The following is a 20923-nucleotide window of genomic DNA, read 5'->3' as shown; positions in this document are numbered from 1 at the left end:
CGACGCCACCCACCCCTCGCAGAGCCGCCGCAAGGAACGGAGCAACATCCATGGCAACCCTCTCCGTCGCCGCCATCCTCGCCGAGAACGCACGGCGCCGCCCGGACAAGGAGGCACTGGTCGAGGGCGACCTGCGGCTGACCTTCGCCGAGGTGTGGCAGCGGGCCCGGGCCCAGGCCGGCGCCCTCACCGGCCTGGGCGTGCGGCCGGGGGACCGGGTGGCCCTGATGGCGCCGAACACCGCCGACTTCCCGCAGGCGTACTACGCGATCGCCGCCGCCGGAGGCGTGGTCGTGCCGGTCCACCTGCTGCTGTCGCCGACCGAGGTCGAGCACGTGCTGCGGGACAGCGGCGCGACCCTGCTGCTGTGCCACCCGGCCCAGGCGGAGACCGGAGCCGCCGCCGCGCGGCGGACGGGCGTACGCATGATCACCCTCGGCGACGAGCTGGGCAAACTCGCCGCCGACGCCGAGCCGCTGCCCTCCTACGTCACCCGCGACGCCGACGACCCGGCCGTCGTCTTCTACACCAGCGGCACCACGGGCGTCCCCAAGGGCGCCGTGCTCAGCCACTTCAACCTGGTGATGAACGCGACCGTCAACGCCTTCGACGCCAACGACATCCGGCCCGACGACATCGCGCTCGGCGCCCTGCCGCTGTTCCACGCCTTCGGCCAGACCGTCTCCCTCAACTCCACCTGGCGCGCGGGCGCCACCCTCGTCCTGCTGCCCCGTTTCGACGCGGCGCGCGCGATCGGGCTGATGGTGGCGGAGAAGGTCAACACCTTCCACGGCGTGCCGACCATGTTCGTCGCCCTCGCCGCCGCCGCGGCCGACGCGGACGCCCTGCCCGACCTGCGGGTGTGCGTCTCCGGAGGCGCCTCGCTGCCCGTCGCCGTGCTGGAGCGGTTCGAGGAGGCGTTCGGCGCCAGGATCTACGAGGGGTACGGGCTGTCGGAGACGTCCCCGGCGGCGGCGGTGAACCAGCCGGTGTTCGGCGCCAAACCCGGCACCATCGGCCACCCGCTGTGGGGCGTGGACGTGGAGATCGCCCGCGCGGAGGTCGAGGGCGCCATCGAGCTGCTGCCGCCGGGGGAACTGGGCGAGGTCGTCGTACGCGGCCACAACGTCTTCTCCGGTTACCTCGGCCGCCCCGAGGCCACCGCCGAGGCGCTGGTCGGCGGCTGGTTCCGCACCGGGGACCTCGGCACCAAGGACGACGAGGGATTCCTGCGGATCGTCGACCGGAAGAAGGACGTTGTCATCCGCGGCGGCTACAACGTCTATCCACGCGAGGTCGAGGAGGTGCTGATGCGCCACCCCGGCATCGCGCAGGTCGCCGTCATCGGCCTCCCGGACGAGCTGCACGGCGAGGAGGTGTGCGCGGTCGTCGTCCCCGCCGGCGACGCGGCACCCGAGGCCGCCGAGGTCGTCGAGTGGTCCAAGCAGCACCTCGGCAAGTACAAGTACCCGCGCCGCGTGGAGTTCGCGCGGGAGCTGCCGCTGGGGCCCAGCATGAAGGTGCTGAAGCGGGAACTGCGGGCCCGGTACGCGCCCCGCTGACGGCCCGTTAAGGCCCGTACGGCGAGACGGTGCTTACGACGCCGGTGGGGGTGCGCATAGCATCGGTGCCCGCAATGGACACCATGACGCTGTGGCACCTCACCGGCTGGGAATTCGCCGCCCTCGCCTTCGCCGCCTTCCTCGTCGGCTTCTCCAAGACCGCCGTGAGCGGCGCCAACACGGTCAGTCTCGCGATCTTCGCGGCGGTGCTGCCGGCCCGTGCCTCCACCGGCATCCTGCTGCCGGTGCTCATCGCCGGCGACGTCCTCGCCGTCCTCACCTACCGGCGCCACGCGCACTGGCCCACGCTGTGGCGGCTGTTCCCGGCGGTGGGGGCCGGCGTGGTGGTGGGCACCGTGTTCCTGGTGTGGGCCGACGACGCGGTCGTCAGGATGTCGATCGGCGTGATCCTGCTGGTGATGGCCGGGGTGACGGTGTGGCGCCGGCGGCAGGCCGACCCGGACGGGCGACCCGGCGCGGACGGGAAGCCCGACGCGGTCACCCCGCGGACCGGGCGCGTGAAGGCCCGCTCGTACGGCGTCCTGGGCGGTTTCACCACCATGGTCGCCAACGCGGGCGGCCCGGTGATGTCGATGTACCTCCTCTCGGCGGGCTTCCGCAAGCTCGGCTTCCTCGGCACGTCGGCCTTCTTCTTCCTGATCGTCAACGTGTCCAAGCTGCCCTTCAGCGCCGGCCTGGGCCTGATCGACGGCCGCTCGCTGCTCCTCGACGCGGCGCTCGTGGTGTTCGTGGTACCCGGCGCGTTCATCGGCAGATGGGCTGTGACCCGCATCAACCAGCGGTTGTTCGAGCGCCTGGTCATCGCGGCGACGGTGGTGGGCGGCCTGGAACTGCTGCTGCCCTGAGGGGGCCGGGGTCCCGGCCCGGCCGAGGGGCCGTACTCTCGGCCCATGTCCCGTCCGTCACCGCACGTGCTGATCCTCGGCGGCACCACCGAGGCCCGCCGCCTGGCCGCCGACCTGGCGGCCCGGCCGGGCGTCCGCGTCACCACCTCCCTCGCCGGACGGGTGACCCGCCCGGGCACCCTCGCCGGGGAGGTGCGGACCGGTGGCTTCGGCGGACCCGAGGGGCTGGCCGCCTGGCTGCGGGAGCGGCGGGTGGACGCCCTCGTCGACGCGACCCATCCCTTCGCCGAGCGCATGACGTCGAACGCCGCACAGGCCGCGGCGGCCACCGGCACCCCCGCCGTCCTCCTGCGCCGCCCGGGCTGGCAGGCGGGCCCCGGCGACGACTGGCACCCGGTCGCTTCGCTCGCCGAGGCCGCCGGCCTGCTGCCGCACCTCGGCGACCGCGTCTTCCTCACCACCGGCCGCCTGGGCCTCGCCGCCTTCGCGCACCTGTCCGCCCTCCACTTCCTCGTCCGCTCGGTGGAGCCCCCCGAACCGCCACGGCCGCCGGACATCCGCGTCCTGACGGCCCGCGGCCCCTTCACGGTGGCCGACGAGACGGCCCTCCTGCGCGAGCACCGCATCGACGTGCTGGTCACCAAGGACAGCGGGGGAGCGGCCACCGCGGCCAAGCTGACGGCGGCCCGGGACCTCGCCCTGCCGGTGGTCGTGGTCCGCAGACCCCCGCTGCCGGACGGCGTGCCCGTGGTGTCCGACGTCCGGGCGGTGCTGGAGCGACTGGAAGGGCTGGGTCTCACCGGGCCGTGACCGGCCGGCGCGCTCAGCCCCCTCAGCGGGTCGCGGCAGGCTGCCGCACGCGCTCCGGCAGGCCGCGGCTCAGGTCCTCGACCAGCAGACGCTTGGCGATGGAGTCGACCGCGGCCCGCAGGTCCGCGTCGGTGGGCCGGCCCACGTCCTGCTCCACCCGGTCCTCCAGCCAGGCGGCCCAGGCCCGGCCGATGACCAGGGCCTCACGGGCGCCCGCCTCGGTGTGCGAGAGCAGGGAGCCGTGACGGGTCAGGAAACCCTCCTCCACCATCCGGTCGAAGACCGGCAGCAGTACCTCGGGCGGCACCCGGCGCCGAGCGGCGATCAGCCCCAGGCTGGCGTGCCCGACCAGCCGTGTGAACAGCTCGACCTGCATCACGGCCCACGCTCCCGCGACGTCGAGCCGGGTGTCGCTGTCCGCGATGATCCGCCGGGCGCTGTCCAGCTCGGTACTGCCGATGATCTTGCCTACGGAGGCCTCCAGCGCCCGTCTGCTGTCGGCGTCGTGCGGTGAGGCGAAGCCCTCGCCCATGTCGGTGGAGCCCAGCCGGGCGCTGTCGCGCAACTGCACCTGCTTGAGGAACAGCGCGACGACCAGGCCGAGCGCCGCGACCGGCACCGTCCACAGGAACACGGTCTGGATGGTGTCCGTGTACGCGCCCACGATCGGCACCGACGCCTCGGGCGGCAGGCGGTGCACACCCTCAGGACTGGTCGCCGCCCTGCCGATCACTGCCGGATCCGCGGTGCCGGTGCCCACGGCGGCCGTGACGCCGTCGCGCAGGTTGGGGGTGAGCGTGTTGGCGTAGATCGTGCCGAAGACGGCCGTGCCGAAGGAACTGCCCAGCGTGCGGAAGAAGGTGACGCCGGAGGTCGCGGTGCCGAGGTCGGCGTAGTCGACGGTGTTCTGCACGGCGATGGTCAGCACCTGCATGGACAGGCCGATGCCCGTGCCCAGCACGAACATGTACAGCGACTCCAGCCACGCTCCCGTGGACGGCCCCATCAGGGACATCAGGTACAGGCCGACGCCCATCACCAGCGTGCCCGCGATCGGAAACACCCGGTACCGGCCGGTCCTGCTGACCACACTGCCGCTGAAGACCGAGGCGATCAGCAGACCGGCCACCATGGGCAGCGTCCGCACGCCCGAGACGGTGGCCGAGTCGCCGTCGACGTACTGCAGATAGGTCGGCAGGTAGGTCAGCGCGCCGAGCATCGCGAAGCCGACGATGAAGCTCAGGACCGAGCAGACCGTGAACACCGGGTTGGAGAACAGCCGCATCGGCAGCATCGGCTCGGCCGCGCGGGTCTCCGCCCGGCAGAACAGACCGAGCGCGATCAGCCCGCCCGCGAACAGGCCGATGATGACCGCAGAGCCCCACGCGTACTCGTTGCCGCCCCAGCTGGTCGCCAGGATCAGGGCGCTCGCGCCCACCGCCACCAGGGCGATGCCCAGGTAGTCGATGACGGGCCGGGCGGCCGACTTCACCACCGGGATGGTGCGGGCGGCGGCGATGACCACGACGATCGCGATGGGCACGTTGACGTAGAACGCCCAGCGCCAGGACAGGTGGTCGGTGAACAGCCCGCCCAGCAGCGGGCCGATGACCGTCGCCACCCCGAACACCGCGCCGATGGCGCCCTGGTACTTGCCGCGCTCGCGCAACGGGATGACGTCCGCGATCAGCGCCATCGACGTGACCATCAGACCGCCCGCGCCGACGCCCTGCATCGCCCGCCAGATGATCAGCAGCGGCATGCTGGTGGCCAGTCCGCACAGGAACGAACCCGTGATGAAGACGACCGCCGAGACCTGGAAGACGACCTTGCGGCCGAACATGTCGCCGAACTTGCCGACCAGCACCGTCGCCACGGTCTCCGCGAGCAGGTACGAGGTCACCACCCAGGACATGTGCTCGCCGCCGCCCAGGTCCGACACGATCGTCGGGAGCGCGGTGCCGACGATCGTCTGGTCCAGGGCCGCGAGCAGCATGCCCAGCATGATCGTGACGAAGACGACGTTGCGGCGGCGCTTGTCCAGCACGGGCGGCTGGGCGGCGGTCCGGGGCGTTTCCTCGGCGACTGTCACACGGTCACGATCACACCCGTGCACGGGCCACGCATGCGGGGGCGGTCCGCCCGGGTACGGTCGCCGCTCGGGCCGCGCCCGGCCCGGTCAGCCGTCGCCGGGGTTGCGCCGCAGCAGGTACGTGTCCATGATCCAGCCCTTGCGCTCCCGGGCCTCGGCGCGCAGCCGCTCGATGCGGGGCGCGGCCTCGGCGATCGGGCCGGAGGCGAGGATCTCGTCCGGGGTGCCTAGGTAGGCGCCCCAGTAGATGTGGATGTCCTGGTCCGCGTACTGCCGGAAGACCTGGTGGGCGTCGAGCATCACCACGACGTCGTCCACCCCCTCCGGGAATCCCTCCGCGAGCCGCCGCCCGGTGGTGATCTGCACGGGCCGCGCCACCCGGTTCAGCCCCGTGCGGTGCCTGGCGACGAGCGAGGAGACGCTGCTGACGCCCGGCACGACGTCGTACTCGAACGCCACCGTGCCGCGCTCCAGGATCTCCTCCAGGATGCCCAGCGTGCTGTCGTACAGCGCGGGGTCGCCCCACACCAGGAAGGCCCCGCTCTCGTCCTCGCCCAGCTCCTCGGCGATCATCCGCTCGTAGATGCCGGCACGGGCGCTGCGCCAGTCACCGACGGCGGGGGAGTAGTCCGCTCCGCCCGCGCGCCGGTCCCGCTCGGGGTCGCGCGCCTCGACGATCCGGTACGTTCCCTCCGGTACGTGCGTCTCCAGCATGTCCCGGCGCAGCCGCACCAGGTCGGCCTTCACCTCGCCCTTGTCCAGGACGAAGAACACGTCCGTGCTCCGCAGCGCCCTGACCGCCTGCAGGGTGAGCTGGTCGGGGTCGCCCGCGCCGATACCGATCACATGAATTGTCCGCACGCCACGAGTCTGCCGCACGCCACTGACAACGCCCCCGCCGGGCCGCCCCTCAGCCCCGCAGCCGCGGCGCCCGCGCCCCCGCGTCCACGGACGCGCCGCCCTCCACCTCGCCCGCCAGCGCGCGGGCCCACTCGGCGACCCCGCCCAGGTCCATCCCGTACGGCCGCCCCCGCCCGGCCCCCGGCGCCGCCCAGTCCGTCACGGCCCCGGCGCCACGCCGCAGCAGCCTGGCGCCGCCCGTCACGTTGCCGCGGGCCGCGTGGGTGAGCCCGACGGCCAGCTGGGCCATCCCCCGCCACAGCTGCCGCTCCTCCTCGGGCCCCGACTTCCAGGCGTCCTCGAAGACCTCGTGCGCGTGGAACGGCTTCCCCTCGTCCAGCAGCCGCTGGGCCTCGGCCACCGTCTCCTCCGGTTCCCGCACGACACCCTCCGGCTGGCGGGGCACACCGTCCGTGCCGTACGGCAGCGGGCGGCCGAGCCCGTCCCGGGGCCTGGCGTTGCGCGCCCGCCCCTCGTCGTCGCGGTCCCGCGCGTCCACCGCGCGGCCGGAGGCCGTACGGTCCGTCGTGCTGTCCATGGGGCTGTCGGCAGGGCTGTCCATGCGCCGATTGTCCCTCGCCGGTGCCCGCTTAGGCGTGGCCCGGCCGGTGAGGTAAAGTGCTGTCCGCGTGATCGCGCGGTGCACCGCGCGTGAGCACACCGGGACGTGGCGCAGCTTGGTAGCGCACTTGACTGGGGGTCAAGGGGTCGCAGGTTCAAATCCTGTCGTCCCGACTGGAGACAGTCGCAGGTCAGGGCCGGTTTCGGAGGTTTCCGAAACCGGCCCTTGATCATTTTCCGCAGATTGCCGGGGCGAGCGGCCTCACCCGTGTGGTGCGCGGGCGCGGGTCAGGCCGCGTCACCCACCTCGTCGGATTCCTCCTCCGGCACGTCCCGCACCAGAACCTTGTCCCGGGCGCCGTCGACCGAGACGACCTCCACGTCGATCACCTCGTCGCGTTCGACCTCGCCCGCGTTGAGGTCCTGCCGGAGGTCCTCGCTCATCGCCGAACAGTGCAGCAGCACCGGACGTGCGCGGCCCGCGACCTTGAGCAGGATGTAGCCGCCCTTGTCCTCCGGCACGGCCTTGTGCACGCGGCCCTCCAGGCGGTCGCCGGGCCGGAGGCCGGGCGGTGAGGCCTGCTTCCGGATCGGGGTGGGCACCGGGAGCCGCTCGTGCAGCCGGAGGGTGATCCGGCGGCGGCGCACGTCGACGTCAACGACGCTCACGTCGACCTGGCCGCCCGGGTTGACCTCGACGCCCTCGGGCAGGGTGCTGCGCGGCACCAGGCCGTTGATGTCGTCGGTGACGCGGACGAAGACACCGGCGTCCCGCACGCTGTGCACGGCCGCCGTGAACCGGTGCCCGGCGGGGTGGCCGGCCGCCAGGGCCTGCCACGGGTTCGGACGGCCCGCGATCAGCGTGTACTTGGCGCCCCCGGTGGGCTGGAGCTCGAAGGCGCCGTCGAGGACGTCGCCCACCGCGTACAGGCGGGTCATGTCGGCCACGATCCGCGACCAGTCGACGTCGTCGTGCCCGAGCACGCCGTGGGTTCCGTCGTCGGCCCGGACCACCGCGAACTCCCGGCTGACCGACACCACGCGCGCCCGCGCCGGGACGGTGCCCTTGGTGGCCATGGGGATGAGGGCCATCTCCTGGACGGGCTCCTGCCGCACCGCCTGCAGCTGGACCCGCAGCTCCTCGCGCATGTGGGACATGTCGGCGTACAGGTTGCTGTACGGGATGTACCGCAGCCCGCGGACGTCGCTCGGGATGTCGTCCGCGGACTGGGCGAGGTAGATCATGCGCTTGCCGATGAGCTTGGCCGCCATGTACTCCATCGCCACGTTCGGGGCGCGGCAGGAGAAGTCGACGACGATCAGCTCGGCCTGCTGGATGGCCCGCCAGACGACGTTCAGCACGGACGCCGGGCCGTACACCGAGTCGCCGCGGACCGGGGTCATGCCGGCTTCGGTGACGGTGGGGCCGATGACGTCCGTGTACAGCCAGTCGAAGTCGAAGGTGGTGCCGTCGGGCAGGGTCTTCTTGCCGAAGGGGGCGATGACCATGACGTTGCCTTCGATGGGCTGCTCGTCGCGGGTCAGTCGTACTTCGTGCATGGTGGTCACCTCTGGTTCTCGTCGACCGTCGGTCACCGGCGGCATGTCGCGCCGGTAACCCTCAGGACCAAAAATGTCGGCCCAGACGGCGATTCGGGACGCGTGCCCGCTGAGATTCCGACGGGACGCGGGCGGTTGCGGCGAAAACGCTCAGCGTGGCGTCGTCGGCGACTACGGTGTGTTCATGGGTCTTTCGGGGGAGATCTGGAGAATCCAGGTACTGGGTCCGTTGACGGTGTGGCGCGACGGTGTGCTGCTCGAAGCGCCACCCAGGGGACTGAGATGCGCGGTTCTGGTCTGCCTCGCGGCGGCGGGCAGACGGGGGCTCGATCCGCAGCGGCTGCTCGGGTCGGTGCTCAGCCCGGACGGCCGCCGACGGGGTATCAAGTCGCTCAACGCCCTGGAGCAGCACGTCACTGAGCTGCGCCGGCTGGGGCTGCCCATTCCGGAGCGGGGACGGGGCGCGGCTGACCCCTACACGCTCGACTTCACACGGGTCCGGGTCGACGCGGAGGACTTCATGGCCGGGCTGCGGGACCTGCCGTCCCGCCCGGACGCCGGCCGGCTGTCCGCTCTCATGGCGCACTGGACCGGCGATCCGCTCCTGCACCACCCGCAGGTGGCACGGCTGCTGTGGAACCGTCATCTGAAGGGCCGCGGCGCCCTGCTCAGGCACGTGCGCGCCACGGACCTGACGTCGGTGCCCGAGCTGGCAGAGTTCCTGGACCTGTTCCCCGACGACCCGGCCGGCCAGCTGCTGCGGGCGGACCTCGCCCGGCTGGAACGCAAACGGCTCCTCGTCGTCGAGGATCAGAACATGGACCAGATCGTCGACCTGCTGGACGCCTACGACTGCGTACGGGTCACGGACCTGGCGGACTGGGAGCGCCAGCTGAAGGAGCACCGGGACGAGATCCTCTCCGTGCACGGCGCGCTCATCGACCTGCACCTCACGGACACCTTCCGCGACCACGACGGCTACCAGATCGCCGACTGGCTGCGCCGCCACACCGAGATCCCGGCCTCGGTGATGACGATGGCCCCTCCGGCGGGCAACCTCCGGCAGGAGAGCACCGTCCAGCAGAAGCGCTACCGGCTGCTCCAGATCGTCTACAAGGGCTACGGCGCCTTCAACGCTCCTGCCATCCGTGCCGCCGCCGCGCAGCTCACCTCGGACGAGGACACCCATGTACGGGAGCGGCTGGCCGCCACGCTGGAGACCGCACACTTCCACGCCCGGCGGCGGCTGAGCTACCCCTCGCCCGAGCACAACCACACGCGGCTGAAACAGTGCGAGGCGGAGGCCGAGGCGGCCGCGCGTCGGCTGAAGACCGGCACCCTGCCCGAAGCCCGGCGCGCGGTCCGGGACTTCCGCGACACCTGGCGTCCGTGACCCGCCCGGCCGGTCAGACCAGCGGCAGCCAGACCTTCAGATGAGCGCCGCCCAGCGGCGAGCGCTCCAGGATGTCGATCCTGCCTCGGCACTCCCGCACCAGCTTGCGGGCCAGCGCCAGCCCCGACCCCCCACTGCCGTTGCGGGAGAAGGTGCGGCCCACCCGCAGCGCGGCGCGCTCCTCCTCGGTCAGGCCGGGACCGTTGTCCTCCACGTCGATGGTGCACCACGGGGCGGGCTCGCCGTCTCCGGGCCCGCGGTCGGTGCCGCGCAGTCGCACCACGATGCGCGGCTCTCCGTTGTCGTCCACCGTGCGCAGCGCCTGCGCCGCGTTGATCAGCAGATTCTCGACCGCGATCTTGACGTAGGCCTTCACGGCGTGGACCGGCAGCGGTGCCGGGTCGGGCGGCCACACGTCGATCTGCACGCCGTACTCGTGCTGGACGGCGGTTGTCACCTCCTGGACGGTCTCCACGAGGTTCCCCCGTTCGGCCGGCCGCAGGAAGCCGGCCACGGCGTCCTGGTAGTGCTCCCTGCGAAACTGGGTCGCCCGGTCCCGGAGCCGGTCCAGCACGTCACGGGACTCCGGCGGCAGCGCGGCCTCCAGCCGGGCCAGATCGTCCAGGATGCTCGCGACACGGTTGTCGTTGCGATGGCCGATCACGGTCATCGCCTGGTCGGTGAGCGCGACCCGGGCGTGCGCGTCGGCCTGTTCCACCCTGGCCAGCAAGGCGCGCAGGGAGCTGTCGGCCAGTTCCTCGGCCTCCTCGGCGAGCAGTCGTCCCACACCCGAACCGAGGGTCGTCCAGGAGGCGCCGTCGGTGGACAGCAGCCCGTACGAGACGAGCTGCGCGAGCGCGGCGTCCACGTCGAGCAGCCGCATCGTCTCCGCCGTGAACTCCGTGGGGACGTCGAAGAACGTCATGTCCGCCGCCAGGTCCGCGGCCTGGAACGCGACTCGCGGATGGAGCGCGTACGCCATGCCGAGCACAGCGCCCTCGTTCAGGCGCAGGGGTGCGGTCAGCACGGCGCGCAGGTCGTCACGCGTGCGAGGGTTGCGGATGGTGGCCAGCGCGGTGAGCGTCAGGGTCCTCGGGGACGGCAGCCGGGACAGCAGGCCGCCCAGAAGACGGGCAAGGATCACCGGGTGGGCTCCCGTCTCGTAGTGCAGGGTGTCCATGACCACCGCCTCCGCCGACACGGCGAGCAGGTCGAGGAGCCAGGCCAGTCCCTCTCGCGCGGAGACGCCGCGGCCGAGCGCGATGCCGGCTTCGGGATCGGACATCGCCGCAGTACCGAGCTGGGGCACGAGCATCCGCAGCAGGTTCACGCGGCGCGTGGCCGGGCCCTCGGGAGTGCCGGGCGCGGGCCGGGCGAGCAGGCGCAGCAGGTCCGTGGCGGTGAGGACGGCCACGCCGTCGGGGCGGCCGGCGGGTTCGCGCTGCTGACCGGTGGTGCGGAACCAGACCAGGGGCCGCTCCAGGTCGTCCGGGGGCGGGGCGCCCTCGTCGGCGATCCACAGGACGGCACCGGTCTCCCGGTGCAGGCTGGTGCGGGGCAGCCGGGCGTCGTGCAGCCCGACGAACGCCGTACGGAAACCGCCGTCGCGCTCGACCACGGGCAGCCGGACGTCCTCGCCCAGCAGCCGGCACAGGGCGCCTGCGAACGCTCCCGCGGACGACGTGTCCGGCCGGGCGGCCAGTTCCCGCAGCGCCCGTACGGTCTCGCGGCCGGTGTCGTCGACGTCGGTGAAGCGCCGCAGCCTCAGGTCCGCCCGGGCCCGGGCGTCGGTCGTGTAATGCGGGAGGATGTCGTCCAGCCGACTGCCGAGCGCGGAGTCCCACAGCGGCGGGCGGGGCACCGCGGCCGGGCCGCCGTTCTCCTGCTCGAGGTGGTTGGATTCCAGCAGGAGCCTGGCCGCGGGGAACTCGCCCGCTTTCAGGCAGTCCCGCACAGCCTGGCGGTCGACCCGGTCGTCGGGGAGTTCGGTCAGTCGCCGTTCCAGCTGTTCGCGCAGCATCCGCTCCGCCGGGACGATCCTGTTCTCCCGTTCCCGCTTCAGCAGTTCGGCCGCGCGGGACGTGCGGCGGTTCACCTCGTCGAGGACACCGGGCAGGACGGGCGACTCGAGGCCGGCCCGGCCGGCCCGCTCGGCGAGCAGCGCGAGGTCGCGTTCCGCCTCGGCGCGGGCGGCGCGACGGGCCTCGGCCAGTGCCTCCCTGATCCGGGCGGTGTCCACCGGGTCGATGTCCTTGAGCGCGTGCCCGTCGGCGGCGCACTCGGCCAGGAACTCGTCCACCAGCTCGAAGTCGCCCCGCTCCAGGAGCCTCTCGACGCCCTCGGTGGTGCTCAGGGGGTCGGCGAGCCCGGCCAGCAGATGTGCGGCGGCCTCGTCGAGCGTGCCGTGCCGCTCACCGGAGAAGGCGTCGGCGAGGTCCGGATGGCGCCAGCGTCCGGGCCACTCGGCGAGGACGGACAGCAGCGGCTCGGTCATGACGCCCTCCAGCGGGCCAGTTCCTCCAGGTCCTCCAAGAAGGCGTCCGCCAGCCGTCCCTCGGGCCCGGGCAGCGCGGCCGTCGCCTCGCACAGTGCCTCCCAGCGCATGGCCAGCCAGCCGCCGAACTCCTCCGCCGCCGCCACGTGCCGGTCGCGTGGCCGGGCATCGCCGTCCGTGGACAGCCGCAGCACCGCCGCCGTCTGGTCGAGGACGGGCTCGAGCCGCTTCAAATACCGCTTGAGGTGGTCGCCGTGCATCGGCGGGTGCCCCGGGGAGACGTCGGCGCCGACCCGTTCCACGAGCCGCGTCAGGTCCTGCAGGGCCGGTGCCGACCGCCAGGCGGCGAGCCGGGCCGGGGCCCGCGCGGCGACGATGTCGGAGAGCACCGCGAACTCTCCCGACTCCCGGTCGAACAGGGCGCGGTGGGTGCGGTTGCTGAGCGTGTTCTCGAAGGTGGAGGCACGGGCGTGGTCGAGCAGGCGTTCCAGCGCCTCCCACGCGTGTATCCGCGCCCGGTCCGTGCTGGTGCTGCGCAGGTCGCTGCGGACGAGTTCCATCGGCACCGGCACGTAGCTGTCCCGCCAGTACTGGCCGGTGCGCTCGGCGAGTGCCAGCCAGATGCCCTCGGCGCTGTCGGCGAGGAACTCGCTCAGGGCGTCGGCGGCGCCCTGGCTGCCCCGGAACAGGACCGCGCCGACCGCGGCGAGCAGGGTCGGCGGCATCTCGGCGGGAATCATGACGGACAACACGAGGCTCTCGACGGCCTCCGTCACTCGTGGGGTGCCCCGGGTCGCGGCGAGGAGGGCCAGGTTCGGCCGGGGGCGCAGGTCCGGATCGGGCAGGACGTGGCGCAGGACGGCGGCCTGGACGTAGGCGCGCTCCTGCCAGCGTTCCTGCAGGAGCCATTCGGACCAGCGGCGGCGGTGTTCGGCGTCGGCGGGCACCGCGGGTTCGTTCAGACACCGGGCGACGGCGATGCGCAGCAGGTCGGCGGGACCGTCCTCGCCGAGGCTGTCCAGAATATCCCAGGGTGCGGCGGTCTCGGCCAGAACGCGACGGACGCCGTCGGCGTCGGGTGAGCCGTCCTGGCGCCGCTGCACCAGCAGGAGCCGCGCGCCGCGGAAGGCGGGACCCGGTGGGGCGGCCGGCGGTTCGGTCTTTGGTTCCGGCCGGTCCGCGGGGACCGCGCCAAGGGCCCGGGCGACGGCGTCGGCCACCGCCTGACCGGTCAGCCGCACGCTCAGCTCGGACGACTGCCGCCGACGGCCGTAGCGGCCCTCGAACGAGAGGTAGTTGAAGCTCCCGACGACGGCCTCGTCGTCCCAGACGAGCACTTTGGCGTGGTTGTTCCCCAATCCCTTGACGCTGAGCAGGTCGGGGAAGACTTCGCTGAGAGCAGTCAGTTCGGCATGGGCCCGCTGCCAGTGGTCGCGGGCCCGGACCTTTTCCGGCGGGCCGGGGTGGACGAGCGTCACCCGTACCCCCCGTTCCAGGCATTCCCGCAGATCGGTGAGGAACGCCTGGTCGACGGCCTCGTCCGACAACCCCCCGGACGCGATGACCAGTTGGTACCGGGACCGGACGAGCGCGGTGCGCAGCAGTGTGCGGTGGGCGCTGTCGGTGACCGGCCGGACCGAGGGAAGCACGCGTCCGCCGAGGAACTCCCGGCAGTGGGCCACATGCGCTTGCCAGTCACCGGCCCAGAGGCGCACGGCAGTCTCGGCGGACGAGTCGTCGTCCGGCGGTTCGATGGCCAGGGGCGGCGGGGCCTGGCGGTCCGCGCCGCCCGGTGTCGGAACCGCCGGCTTGTCCAGGGGGCGGGTGCGGACCGTCCGGCTGTGCTCGTAGGAGGGCACGGCGGTGCGCACCCAGTCGAGGAGCTCGCGGATGACGGTCTCGCCGATGCCGTCGCGGGCGGTGAGCTCCACGCCGAGTTCCGCTCGGGAACCGTCGGAGGAAAGGGGGTTGCGGCTGGTGACGAACGCGGTGTGGTGATCGGCGACGACAAGTTTGGCGTGCGTACGGCTACTGGTGCGCGGCAGGACGACCTGGCGCAGGACCTCGCCGCCGGAGCTGCGGGCCAGGTCCTCCAGGGCGTTGCGTGTCTGATCGTCGAATGTGTCGTCGTACTCGCTGTCGGCGCCCGGCCCCCAGACGAGGACGAGGGTCACGCCGCGCTTGACGGCGGCGTTGAGGGCTTCGAGGTGACGGCCGAGGGCGCGGTACCGGATCCAGGGGCTGACGACGACCAACTGGTGCCGTGCCTCGCGAACGAGGTCGTCCAGGGTGCGGGCCTGGTCCGCGGTGTCGACGAGGCGGACCTCGATCTCCCGTTCGACGCGGGACCGCAGCAGCCCGTCCAGCTGCCGCGCGTCGTCGGCGAGTTCCTGGTGCCAGGCCCGGCGCTGGCCGGCCGGTATGTCGGGCGCCTGGGCGACCCGGCGGGCCAGCCGGTCGAGGGCCTTCGGGGCGGTGGGGGGTTCGGCGAGGGTGGTCTGCGCCTGCCGCCGCAGTTCCACGAAGACGGGATCGCGGGGTCGTTCGACGGCCAGCTGGGTGAGCCGCTGTGAGGCGCCTTCGCGCAACTCCGCAGGGATGCGGTCGTCGACGACCGTGACGGTGAGGCACTCGCCGTCGTCGTCCCAGTGGGAGGCCACCTTGACGTCGATCCACCGCCGTCCGGTGGCGGACCGCAGTCCGGGCGGTGGAATCCGGTACGAGTGGATGTGCCGGGCGCGGGGCGCGATCGCCGGCGTGCTGCTGCCGTCGGCCGGGGCCTGACGGCGCCGTTCGTCCCTGCGCAGCGACTCGCGCAGCGCCTGGAGTATGTGGGCTTCGGGTGCCTCGGAGAGACTCACCCGCAGGCCGTCGAGCGGCACGGCGAACCGTGAGTTGGGCACCTTCGACCAGCCGGAGGCGGGCAGCACCCGCAGCGTCAGCTTCTCGATCATCAGGTCGCGGGTCTCCTGCACGCTCTCGGCGCCGCGCAGCCGCTTGAGGTCGCCGTCCCGCAGGCATTGAGCGACGGAACGGGAGACCGCGACGGTGCTTTCCGCCGTGTTGGCGGTGAGATAGCCCTGCCGCCACAGGTCGTAGACGAGATCGCGGACGAGCCGGCTGCCGAGGTGCAGGTGCTCGACGAGCTGCCGCACGTCGTCCAGACCGGCGTGGATGGCGCGCAGGACGAGTTCCTCGACGGGCGACAGGGTGTCGCCGTAGTCCATCTTCACGTTGACCCTGACGACGTCGCAGGGCACGTAGATGGTCGTGACGCTGTTCAACGCACCACCTCGGGCAGGACGGTCGCGGCGTCGTAGACGTGTCCGTAGTGGTCGACGGCCTGGCAGACCTCGGGCCAGAACGGGTCGTTGTCGTCGTGGAAGCGTGCGAAGTGCCCGTAGTCGCCGACGACGACGAGCAGGCGTCTGGCACGGGAGAACAAGACGTTGATGAGGTCGCGGCGGGCGAGATGCCCGTAGCTCTCCGCGGCGCTGCCGGTGCCCCGGACCCGGTTGCGTACGAGTGATACGACGACGATGTCGGCTTCGCGGCCCTGGAAGGCGTGCACGGTCTGCACGTACTTGGCGAGGCTGACGTCACGGCGGAGTTCCTCGGCCTGGAGCCGGTAGGGCGTGAGCACGGCGAGAGGTTCGGCGCTGTAGCCGTGCCGGCCGGGGACCGGTTCGGGGTCGAGGGACCGCACGACGGCATGGACGACCGCCGCCTCCCCTTCGTTGCGCCAGTGGGGTTCCTCGGCACACCCGGTCAGCCGGGCGGTGTCCACCCACACCAGGGCCCGCCCCTTCAGCCAGTGGGGTGCCCGCAGCGGGGACGGCCGTTCGTCGTGGTGGGTGGCGAGTCCGCCGGGTTTCAGACCGTCGTCGGGGACGCTCTCGCCGGATTCGAGGGCGCGGGGATAGAAGACGCGGCTCACGACCTGGGCGATGGGCTCGCGCATCCGGAACTGGGTGGAGAGCATCGCCACGGGCCGCTCCCGCGGACCGGGCCGCTCGACGAAGAGGTTACGGAACAGGTCGAACGCCTCGACGTACTTCTGCCGCTGGTCACCGGCGACGGCGATGCCGGCGTTGGGGTCGCCGACGCAGGAGTCCAGGAAGCGCACTACTTCGTCACGGCGGTGGGCGGGCAGCTGGAAATGGTCGCCGATCAGGGTCCAGCGGGTGCCGCGCACCAGAGGGATGGCGAGTTCCGTCGGCCAGGCCTTGGCGGCTTCCTCGACGATCACCCAGTCGAAGGCCGAGGCGCCGCCGGCGGTGCCTATGTTGCGCGGGGTGGCGGTGGCGCAGGTCGCGAACACGATGTTGGCGCCGCGCTGGAGCCGGTCGCCCAGCTCCGGGAGGATGGAGTGCCCGTCCCGCTGGGCGAGGAGGTCATGCCAGTCCTGCAGGACCGGCCGCACGTCGCCGTCGATGCCGCCCTCCAGCAGGGCCTGTACCTGTTTACGCATCTGCCGGGAGCGCCGCACCACGAGTTCGTCGCGGAGCCACGGCCGGACGGTCTCGTCGGGGGTGGTGCGCTGGGAGACCATGCGCAGGGCGATGGGCACGTCGGTGAACCGGTCGGTGGGCCCGTCGTCGTCGCGGGCACCGATGTCCTTGAGTATGCGCGCGGCGAGGTTGTCCAGGGTGAAGTTCGACTGGGCGGAGACCAGGATACGGTGGGTCGGCTCCTGCTTCAGGTAGGCGGCGACCGCCCGTGAGGTGACGGTGGTCTTGCCGGTCCCGGGAGGCCCTTGAAGGGCGAAGAACGGCTGGTGGGTGAGGATGTCCCGGACCGCTTCCCGGCCGCCTTCGAGCAGGCCCTCGCCGGCGTCCTTCCACCGGTTGGGGAGGGTCCTGATCGCGGTGGGGTTGCGGAGCCGGGAGGTGAGGGGGGCGAGCGCGAAGAGTTCGAAGCGTGCGTCGACCTGGCGTCTGAGGACGACCTCCGTGCCCACGTCGTCGGCCGGACGCATCCATCCCCGGGAGGGCAGCCTGGGCTGCCCGGGCTTGCGGCGCAGTACGACCCGGTCCTGGCCTTCCCGCCGCACCACGTGGGCGAGGACGCCCTGAACACTGCCGGGTTTGCGGTCGCTGTCGCTGTCGTAGACCTCCACCTCGGAGCTGCCGCTCTCCTCGTTCTCCAGCCGGCCGAAGAAGTCCCCGAAGGAGGGCCGGAGGTCGGCGTCCCGGGCGTACTTGGCGAGCAGCGCCCGCCGGTAGATCCGGTCGCGGTCCCGCTCGCGGTCCCAGTGGACGAGGATCTCCTCGCCCCGTCCGTGTTCACCGGCGGGGTCGGTGCGGAAGGGGTACCGGCGGGCCTGGAGCTCGACGCCCTGGTACTCCAGGAGCCAGTCGATGGCCCGCTGGTAGTCGAGTTGTGCCTCGGACTTGGACCCGACCGGTCTGATGGTTTCGACGAGAGCCTGCCAGGACGGGCGGTCGCGGCGCAGAGCGTTCAGCCGGATCAGCGGCATCCGGTAGTCGATGGGCTGGACCTCGGGAACGGACCGGGACCGTACGGCGTTCTCCAGGCTCCTGAGGCGATCGTTGACGGCGTGCGCGTCGCGCTGTGCGACGTACTTGATGACCAGGACCTCGGGCATGGGCTCGCCGAGCCCGTGCCCGGTGTTGGGCGGTCGCAGGAGCTGCCCGAACCACAGGGCACGCTCCCCGACGAGGACGGTGGTGGCGAGCCGCTTGGCCTCGGTGGACCCGCCGCCCACGAAGGGGTCCGCGCCGTCCTCCGAGAAGAGCACGGTGGCCTTCTTCAAGTCCGCGCGCAGGAGTTCGGCCGTCTCACGGATGCCTTCGTCGGTGTCCGCGTCGAAGGTCAGCCACTCCCAGCGGCCCAGGGTCTCGTCGCTCTTGTCGGGCATGAACGCCAGCAGGTACGGCACGTCGCTGCCGGGGCCGCCGAGACCGACGACATTGTTGTCGTGGGCGTCGCTCAGCTCGTTGACGACCTCGGTGGATGTGGGACGGGCGTCGGGGTCGGAGTCGAGCATCCGCCGCAGCAGCGCGCCGAGATCACGGGGCACGTCGGCGGTGGCGAGACCGGTGTGGAGATGGTCCCCAAGTCGTTCGAGCTGGTCGTGGGCGGACCGGCGCTCCTCCTCGGTCTCGGGCAGCCGGTGGGGGACGAGGCCGGCGGGCAACGGGCCGACGAACCACTCCCAGGCCATGACCGCGAGGCTGTACACGTCGCCGGTGGCGTTCTCGTGGGGCGCCGTCGACCGTTCGTCTAGGGGCAGCAGGAAGCGCCATCTTTCGGGCGGCATGTAGGCCAGGGAGCCGGGCCCGCCGCTGAGGAAGAGGCGGCGCAGCGTGCCGGGCGCGGTCTGCGAGTCGAGGGTGGGCCCGCCGCCGAGGAGGCTGGAGACGAAGGCGCTCATCTCGAACCGGGCGAGTCTCAGCCGTGGGCTGCCGAGGTGGGTGTCGACGACGTCCACGCTGTCCGGCGACAGGTTGCGGTGGGCGAGTCCGAGGTCGTGGAGGACGGCGAGACCGTCGGCGAGGTGCTCGAACTGGCGCAGCGCCTCCACACGGTCCTGCCGGAAGGCGACCGTGCCGTACACGGCCAGGGTGTAGTCGGAGCCCTCGGTGGCGACGAAGGCGGCGCCGTCCCGCAAGACGCCGGCCGCCTCGACCGCCTCCCGCTCCTGGTACCCGCCGCCGAGCAGTTCGGGCAGGGCGGGGTGCGCGAGCCCGGAGAGCCGGGACAACGCCCTGACCTCCTGATCCCACATCAGACCGCCCAGATCGGACAGGCCGAGGTGCACGGACACGTCGACGATCCGCGCGGAGAGGGCGTCGCCGTCCAGGAGCTGGCAGGCGTACAGCTGGCCGGGCAGCACCTCCCGGACGTCGGGGTCACCGCCGAGGACAACGGTCTCGTAGGGGCCGTAGCGAGCTGTCCGCTCGTCGCAGCAGAAGTACCGGATCAGTCGTTTCGCGTCATCGATCGCCGCCACAGTGACGCCCCCAAGCTCCCCGACTGCGCGTGTCTGCAGTATGGCGGACGGAGTGCCCGCTTGGCCCCGTTTCGGAAGAGACCCGTGCGGGTGGACGATTCGCGTGCTAGCAGGTGGCCCAGCCCCGGTCCCGGGCACTCCCGACGGGTCCGGGGCGCGGCCGTTGTGCCGTCGCGGACGATCCGCCGGGAGCAGCTCGGACGGCGGTGGGGAGAGCGGTGCAGGCTCGAATCCGCGGTGCTACGGCCGCGGCCGCGCCCCCGCGGCGGTCAGGAGGTCGGCGGCCTCGCCGTGCGACCCGTGCGTCGCCCAGTCCAGCGCGGTCCAGCCCGTGCCGTGGTCCTCCCGGAGGTTCGGGTCGGCGCCCGCTTCCAGGAGGGCGCGGACGGCCTCGGTGTGTCCCCAGCAGGCCGCCCCGCACAGCGGTGTGCCCTCCGAGCCGGTCCCGCTCTCCGTGTCGGGCGCGGCACCGGCCGCCAGCAGCACGCGGACGATGTCGGCGGCCCCGTTCACGGACGCCTGGTACAGCGGCGTGGTGCCCGCGGAGTCGGCCGTCTCCGCCGGCGCGCCCGAGCGCAGCAGCGCGCGTACCTGGGCGAGGTCGCCGACCAGCACGGCCGTGACGAGACGCTCCGACAGCTTCTTCCTCCGTCGTCTGTTCACAGGTACGGAGCCTAGTGAGCCCGCCGCGCCACCGCCCCGCCGGGTCAGACCTGGTAGCGCTCCGCGGCGAACAGGTGCAGGTGCTCCTTCACCCACTCCGAGGTCCGGCGCAGCCCGTCCGTCAGACCGACCCGCGGCTCCCAGCCCGCCCACTCGCGGGCGCGGGAGTTGTCGGACAGGAGCCGCTGCACCTCGCTGCCGCCGGGCCGCAGCCTGGCCCGGTCCACGACGATCTCGGCGTCGCTCCCGGAGGCGACGGTGAGCGCCTGCGCCAGGTCGCCGATGGATATCTCGCGGCCCGAGCCGAGGTTGACCACCTGTCCGAGGGCACGGTCGCAGTCGGCCATGGCCAAGAAGCCCCGCGCGGTGTCGGTGACGTAGGTGAAGTCGCGGGTCGGGGTGAGCGAGCCGAGTTTGATCGTGCGGGCGCCGGAGTGGAGCTGGGCGAGGATCGCCGGGATCACGGCGCGGGCGGACTGCCGGGGGCCGTAGGTGTTGAAGGGGCGCACCACCGTCACCGGCAGTTCGAAGGCGTGCCAGTGGGACAGCGCCATCATGTCGGCGCCGATCTTGGACGCGGAGTACGGCGACTGGGGCTGCAGGGGGTGGCTCTCGGCGATGGGCGCCGTGCGGGCGGTGCCGTACACCTCGCTGGTGGAGGTGTGCACCAGGCGGCGCACCCGGTGGCGCCGGCAGGCCTCGGCGACGTTCTCGGTGCCGACGACGTTCGTCTGCACGTAGGCGCCCGGGGAGTCGTAGCTGTACGGGATGCCGATGAGCGCGGCGAGGTGGAAGACGGTGTCGCAGCCCTCCACGGCGTCCATCACCCGGCCCGCGTCGCGGACGTCTCCGGTGCACGTCTCGACCAGGGGATGGTTCAGCAGGTGGGCGAGGTGGCCCTTCTCCGCGTACGGCTTGTAGTGCGTGAACGCCCTGACCCGGGCGCCCTGGGCGACGAGCAGTTCGACGAGTGCGGAGCCGATGAAACCCTCGGCGCCGGTGACCAGGACCTGGCGGCCGGTCCAGTCGGCGGTGCGGGCAGGGAT

At 72.4% G+C, this 20923-nt stretch carries 13 protein-coding genes and 1 tRNA gene; 5 read left to right on the top strand and 9 right to left on the bottom strand.

The window, feature by feature from the left end:
- Positions 1-50 precede the first annotated feature (50 nt).
- The 3 genes from ACFW47_RS14575 (at position 51) to ACFW47_RS14565 (ending at position 3238) form a co-directional block, all read left to right on the top strand.
- Positions 51-1562, top strand: coding sequence for a long-chain fatty acid--CoA ligase (locus ACFW47_RS14575; protein ID WP_386278041.1), 1512 nt, complete (start codon positions 51-53; stop codon positions 1560-1562).
- 74 nt (positions 1563-1636) lie between these two features.
- Entirely contained in the window at positions 1637-2428 is a 792-nt protein-coding gene (locus ACFW47_RS14570; protein ID WP_386305954.1) for a sulfite exporter TauE/SafE family protein, read from the top strand.
- A gap of 45 nt (positions 2429-2473) precedes the next feature.
- Positions 2474-3238, top strand: a complete 765-nt coding sequence (locus tag ACFW47_RS14565; protein ID WP_386305953.1) for a cobalt-precorrin-6A reductase — start codon at positions 2474-2476, stop codon at positions 3236-3238.
- Between the two features lie 22 nt (positions 3239-3260).
- Here ACFW47_RS14565 and ACFW47_RS14560 read toward each other — a convergent pair whose 3' ends face one another.
- From ACFW47_RS14560 to ACFW47_RS14550, 3 genes are all read right to left on the bottom strand, one after another.
- The gene (locus tag ACFW47_RS14560; protein WP_386305952.1) at positions 3261-5330 is read right to left on the bottom strand and encodes an MDR family MFS transporter; all 2070 of its coding nucleotides are present in this window, start codon (positions 5328-5330) and stop codon (positions 3261-3263) included.
- Positions 5331-5417: 87 nt separating this feature from the next.
- Positions 5418-6191, bottom strand: coding sequence for a precorrin-6A synthase (deacetylating) (gene cobF / locus ACFW47_RS14555; RefSeq protein WP_386278032.1), 774 nt, complete (start codon positions 6189-6191; stop codon positions 5418-5420).
- A gap of 49 nt (positions 6192-6240) precedes the next feature.
- Complete coding sequence (locus tag ACFW47_RS14550) at positions 6241-6792, bottom strand: DUF309 domain-containing protein (protein ID WP_386305951.1); 552 nt, start codon at positions 6790-6792, stop codon at positions 6241-6243.
- Positions 6793-6891: 99 nt separating this feature from the next.
- Here ACFW47_RS14550 and ACFW47_RS14545 point away from each other — a divergent pair.
- Positions 6892-6965, top strand: a tRNA-Pro gene (locus ACFW47_RS14545).
- 114 nt (positions 6966-7079) lie between these two features.
- On the opposite strand, the gene ACFW47_RS14540 is transcribed toward ACFW47_RS14545, so the two are convergent.
- Complete coding sequence (locus ACFW47_RS14540) at positions 7080-8351, bottom strand: S1 RNA-binding domain-containing protein (protein WP_386278028.1); 1272 nt, start codon at positions 8349-8351, stop codon at positions 7080-7082.
- Positions 8352-8535: 184 nt separating this feature from the next.
- Here ACFW47_RS14540 and ACFW47_RS14535 point away from each other — a divergent pair, with 184 nt between their 5' ends.
- Positions 8536-9744 carry a hypothetical protein gene (locus ACFW47_RS14535; protein ID WP_386305950.1) on the top strand — a complete coding sequence of 403 codons (1209 nt, stop codon included), beginning with the start codon at positions 8536-8538 and terminating at the stop codon, positions 9742-9744.
- Between the two features lie 13 nt (positions 9745-9757).
- Here the strand turns inward: ACFW47_RS14535 and ACFW47_RS14530 are convergent, their stop codons facing one another.
- From ACFW47_RS14530 to ACFW47_RS14510, 5 genes are all read right to left on the bottom strand, one after another.
- On the bottom strand, positions 9758-12238 hold the full coding sequence (locus ACFW47_RS14530; RefSeq protein WP_386278024.1) for a sensor histidine kinase: 2481 nt from the start codon (positions 12236-12238) through the stop codon (positions 9758-9760).
- Positions 12235-15522 (bottom strand): hypothetical protein, encoded by a 3288-nt coding sequence (locus ACFW47_RS14525; protein ID WP_386278022.1) that lies wholly within the window; start codon positions 15520-15522, stop codon positions 12235-12237. Before ACFW47_RS14525 ends, ACFW47_RS14530 begins: the two co-directional genes overlap by 4 nt.
- Positions 15519-19214 (bottom strand): AAA domain-containing protein, encoded by a 3696-nt coding sequence (locus ACFW47_RS14520; RefSeq protein ID WP_386278020.1) that lies wholly within the window; start codon positions 19212-19214, stop codon positions 15519-15521. The genes ACFW47_RS14525 and ACFW47_RS14520 overlap by 4 nt, the downstream gene beginning before the upstream one ends.
- A gap of 240 nt (positions 19215-19454) precedes the next feature.
- Positions 19455-19877 (bottom strand): ankyrin repeat domain-containing protein, encoded by a 423-nt coding sequence (locus ACFW47_RS14515; RefSeq protein ID WP_386278018.1) that lies wholly within the window; start codon positions 19875-19877, stop codon positions 19455-19457.
- Between the two features lie 44 nt (positions 19878-19921).
- Positions 19922-20923 carry an SDR family NAD(P)-dependent oxidoreductase gene (locus ACFW47_RS14510; RefSeq protein WP_386278603.1) on the bottom strand — a complete coding sequence of 334 codons (1002 nt, stop codon included), beginning with the start codon at positions 20921-20923 and terminating at the stop codon, positions 19922-19924.

Origin of the sequence: Streptomyces sp. NPDC058796 (genome assembly GCF_042745235.1) — a bacterium.
GTDB lineage: Bacteria > Actinomycetota > Actinomycetes > Streptomycetales > Streptomycetaceae > Streptomyces.
The sequence above is the reverse complement of the archived record's forward strand: the minus strand, read 5'-3'. Positions and strand labels throughout refer to the sequence as shown.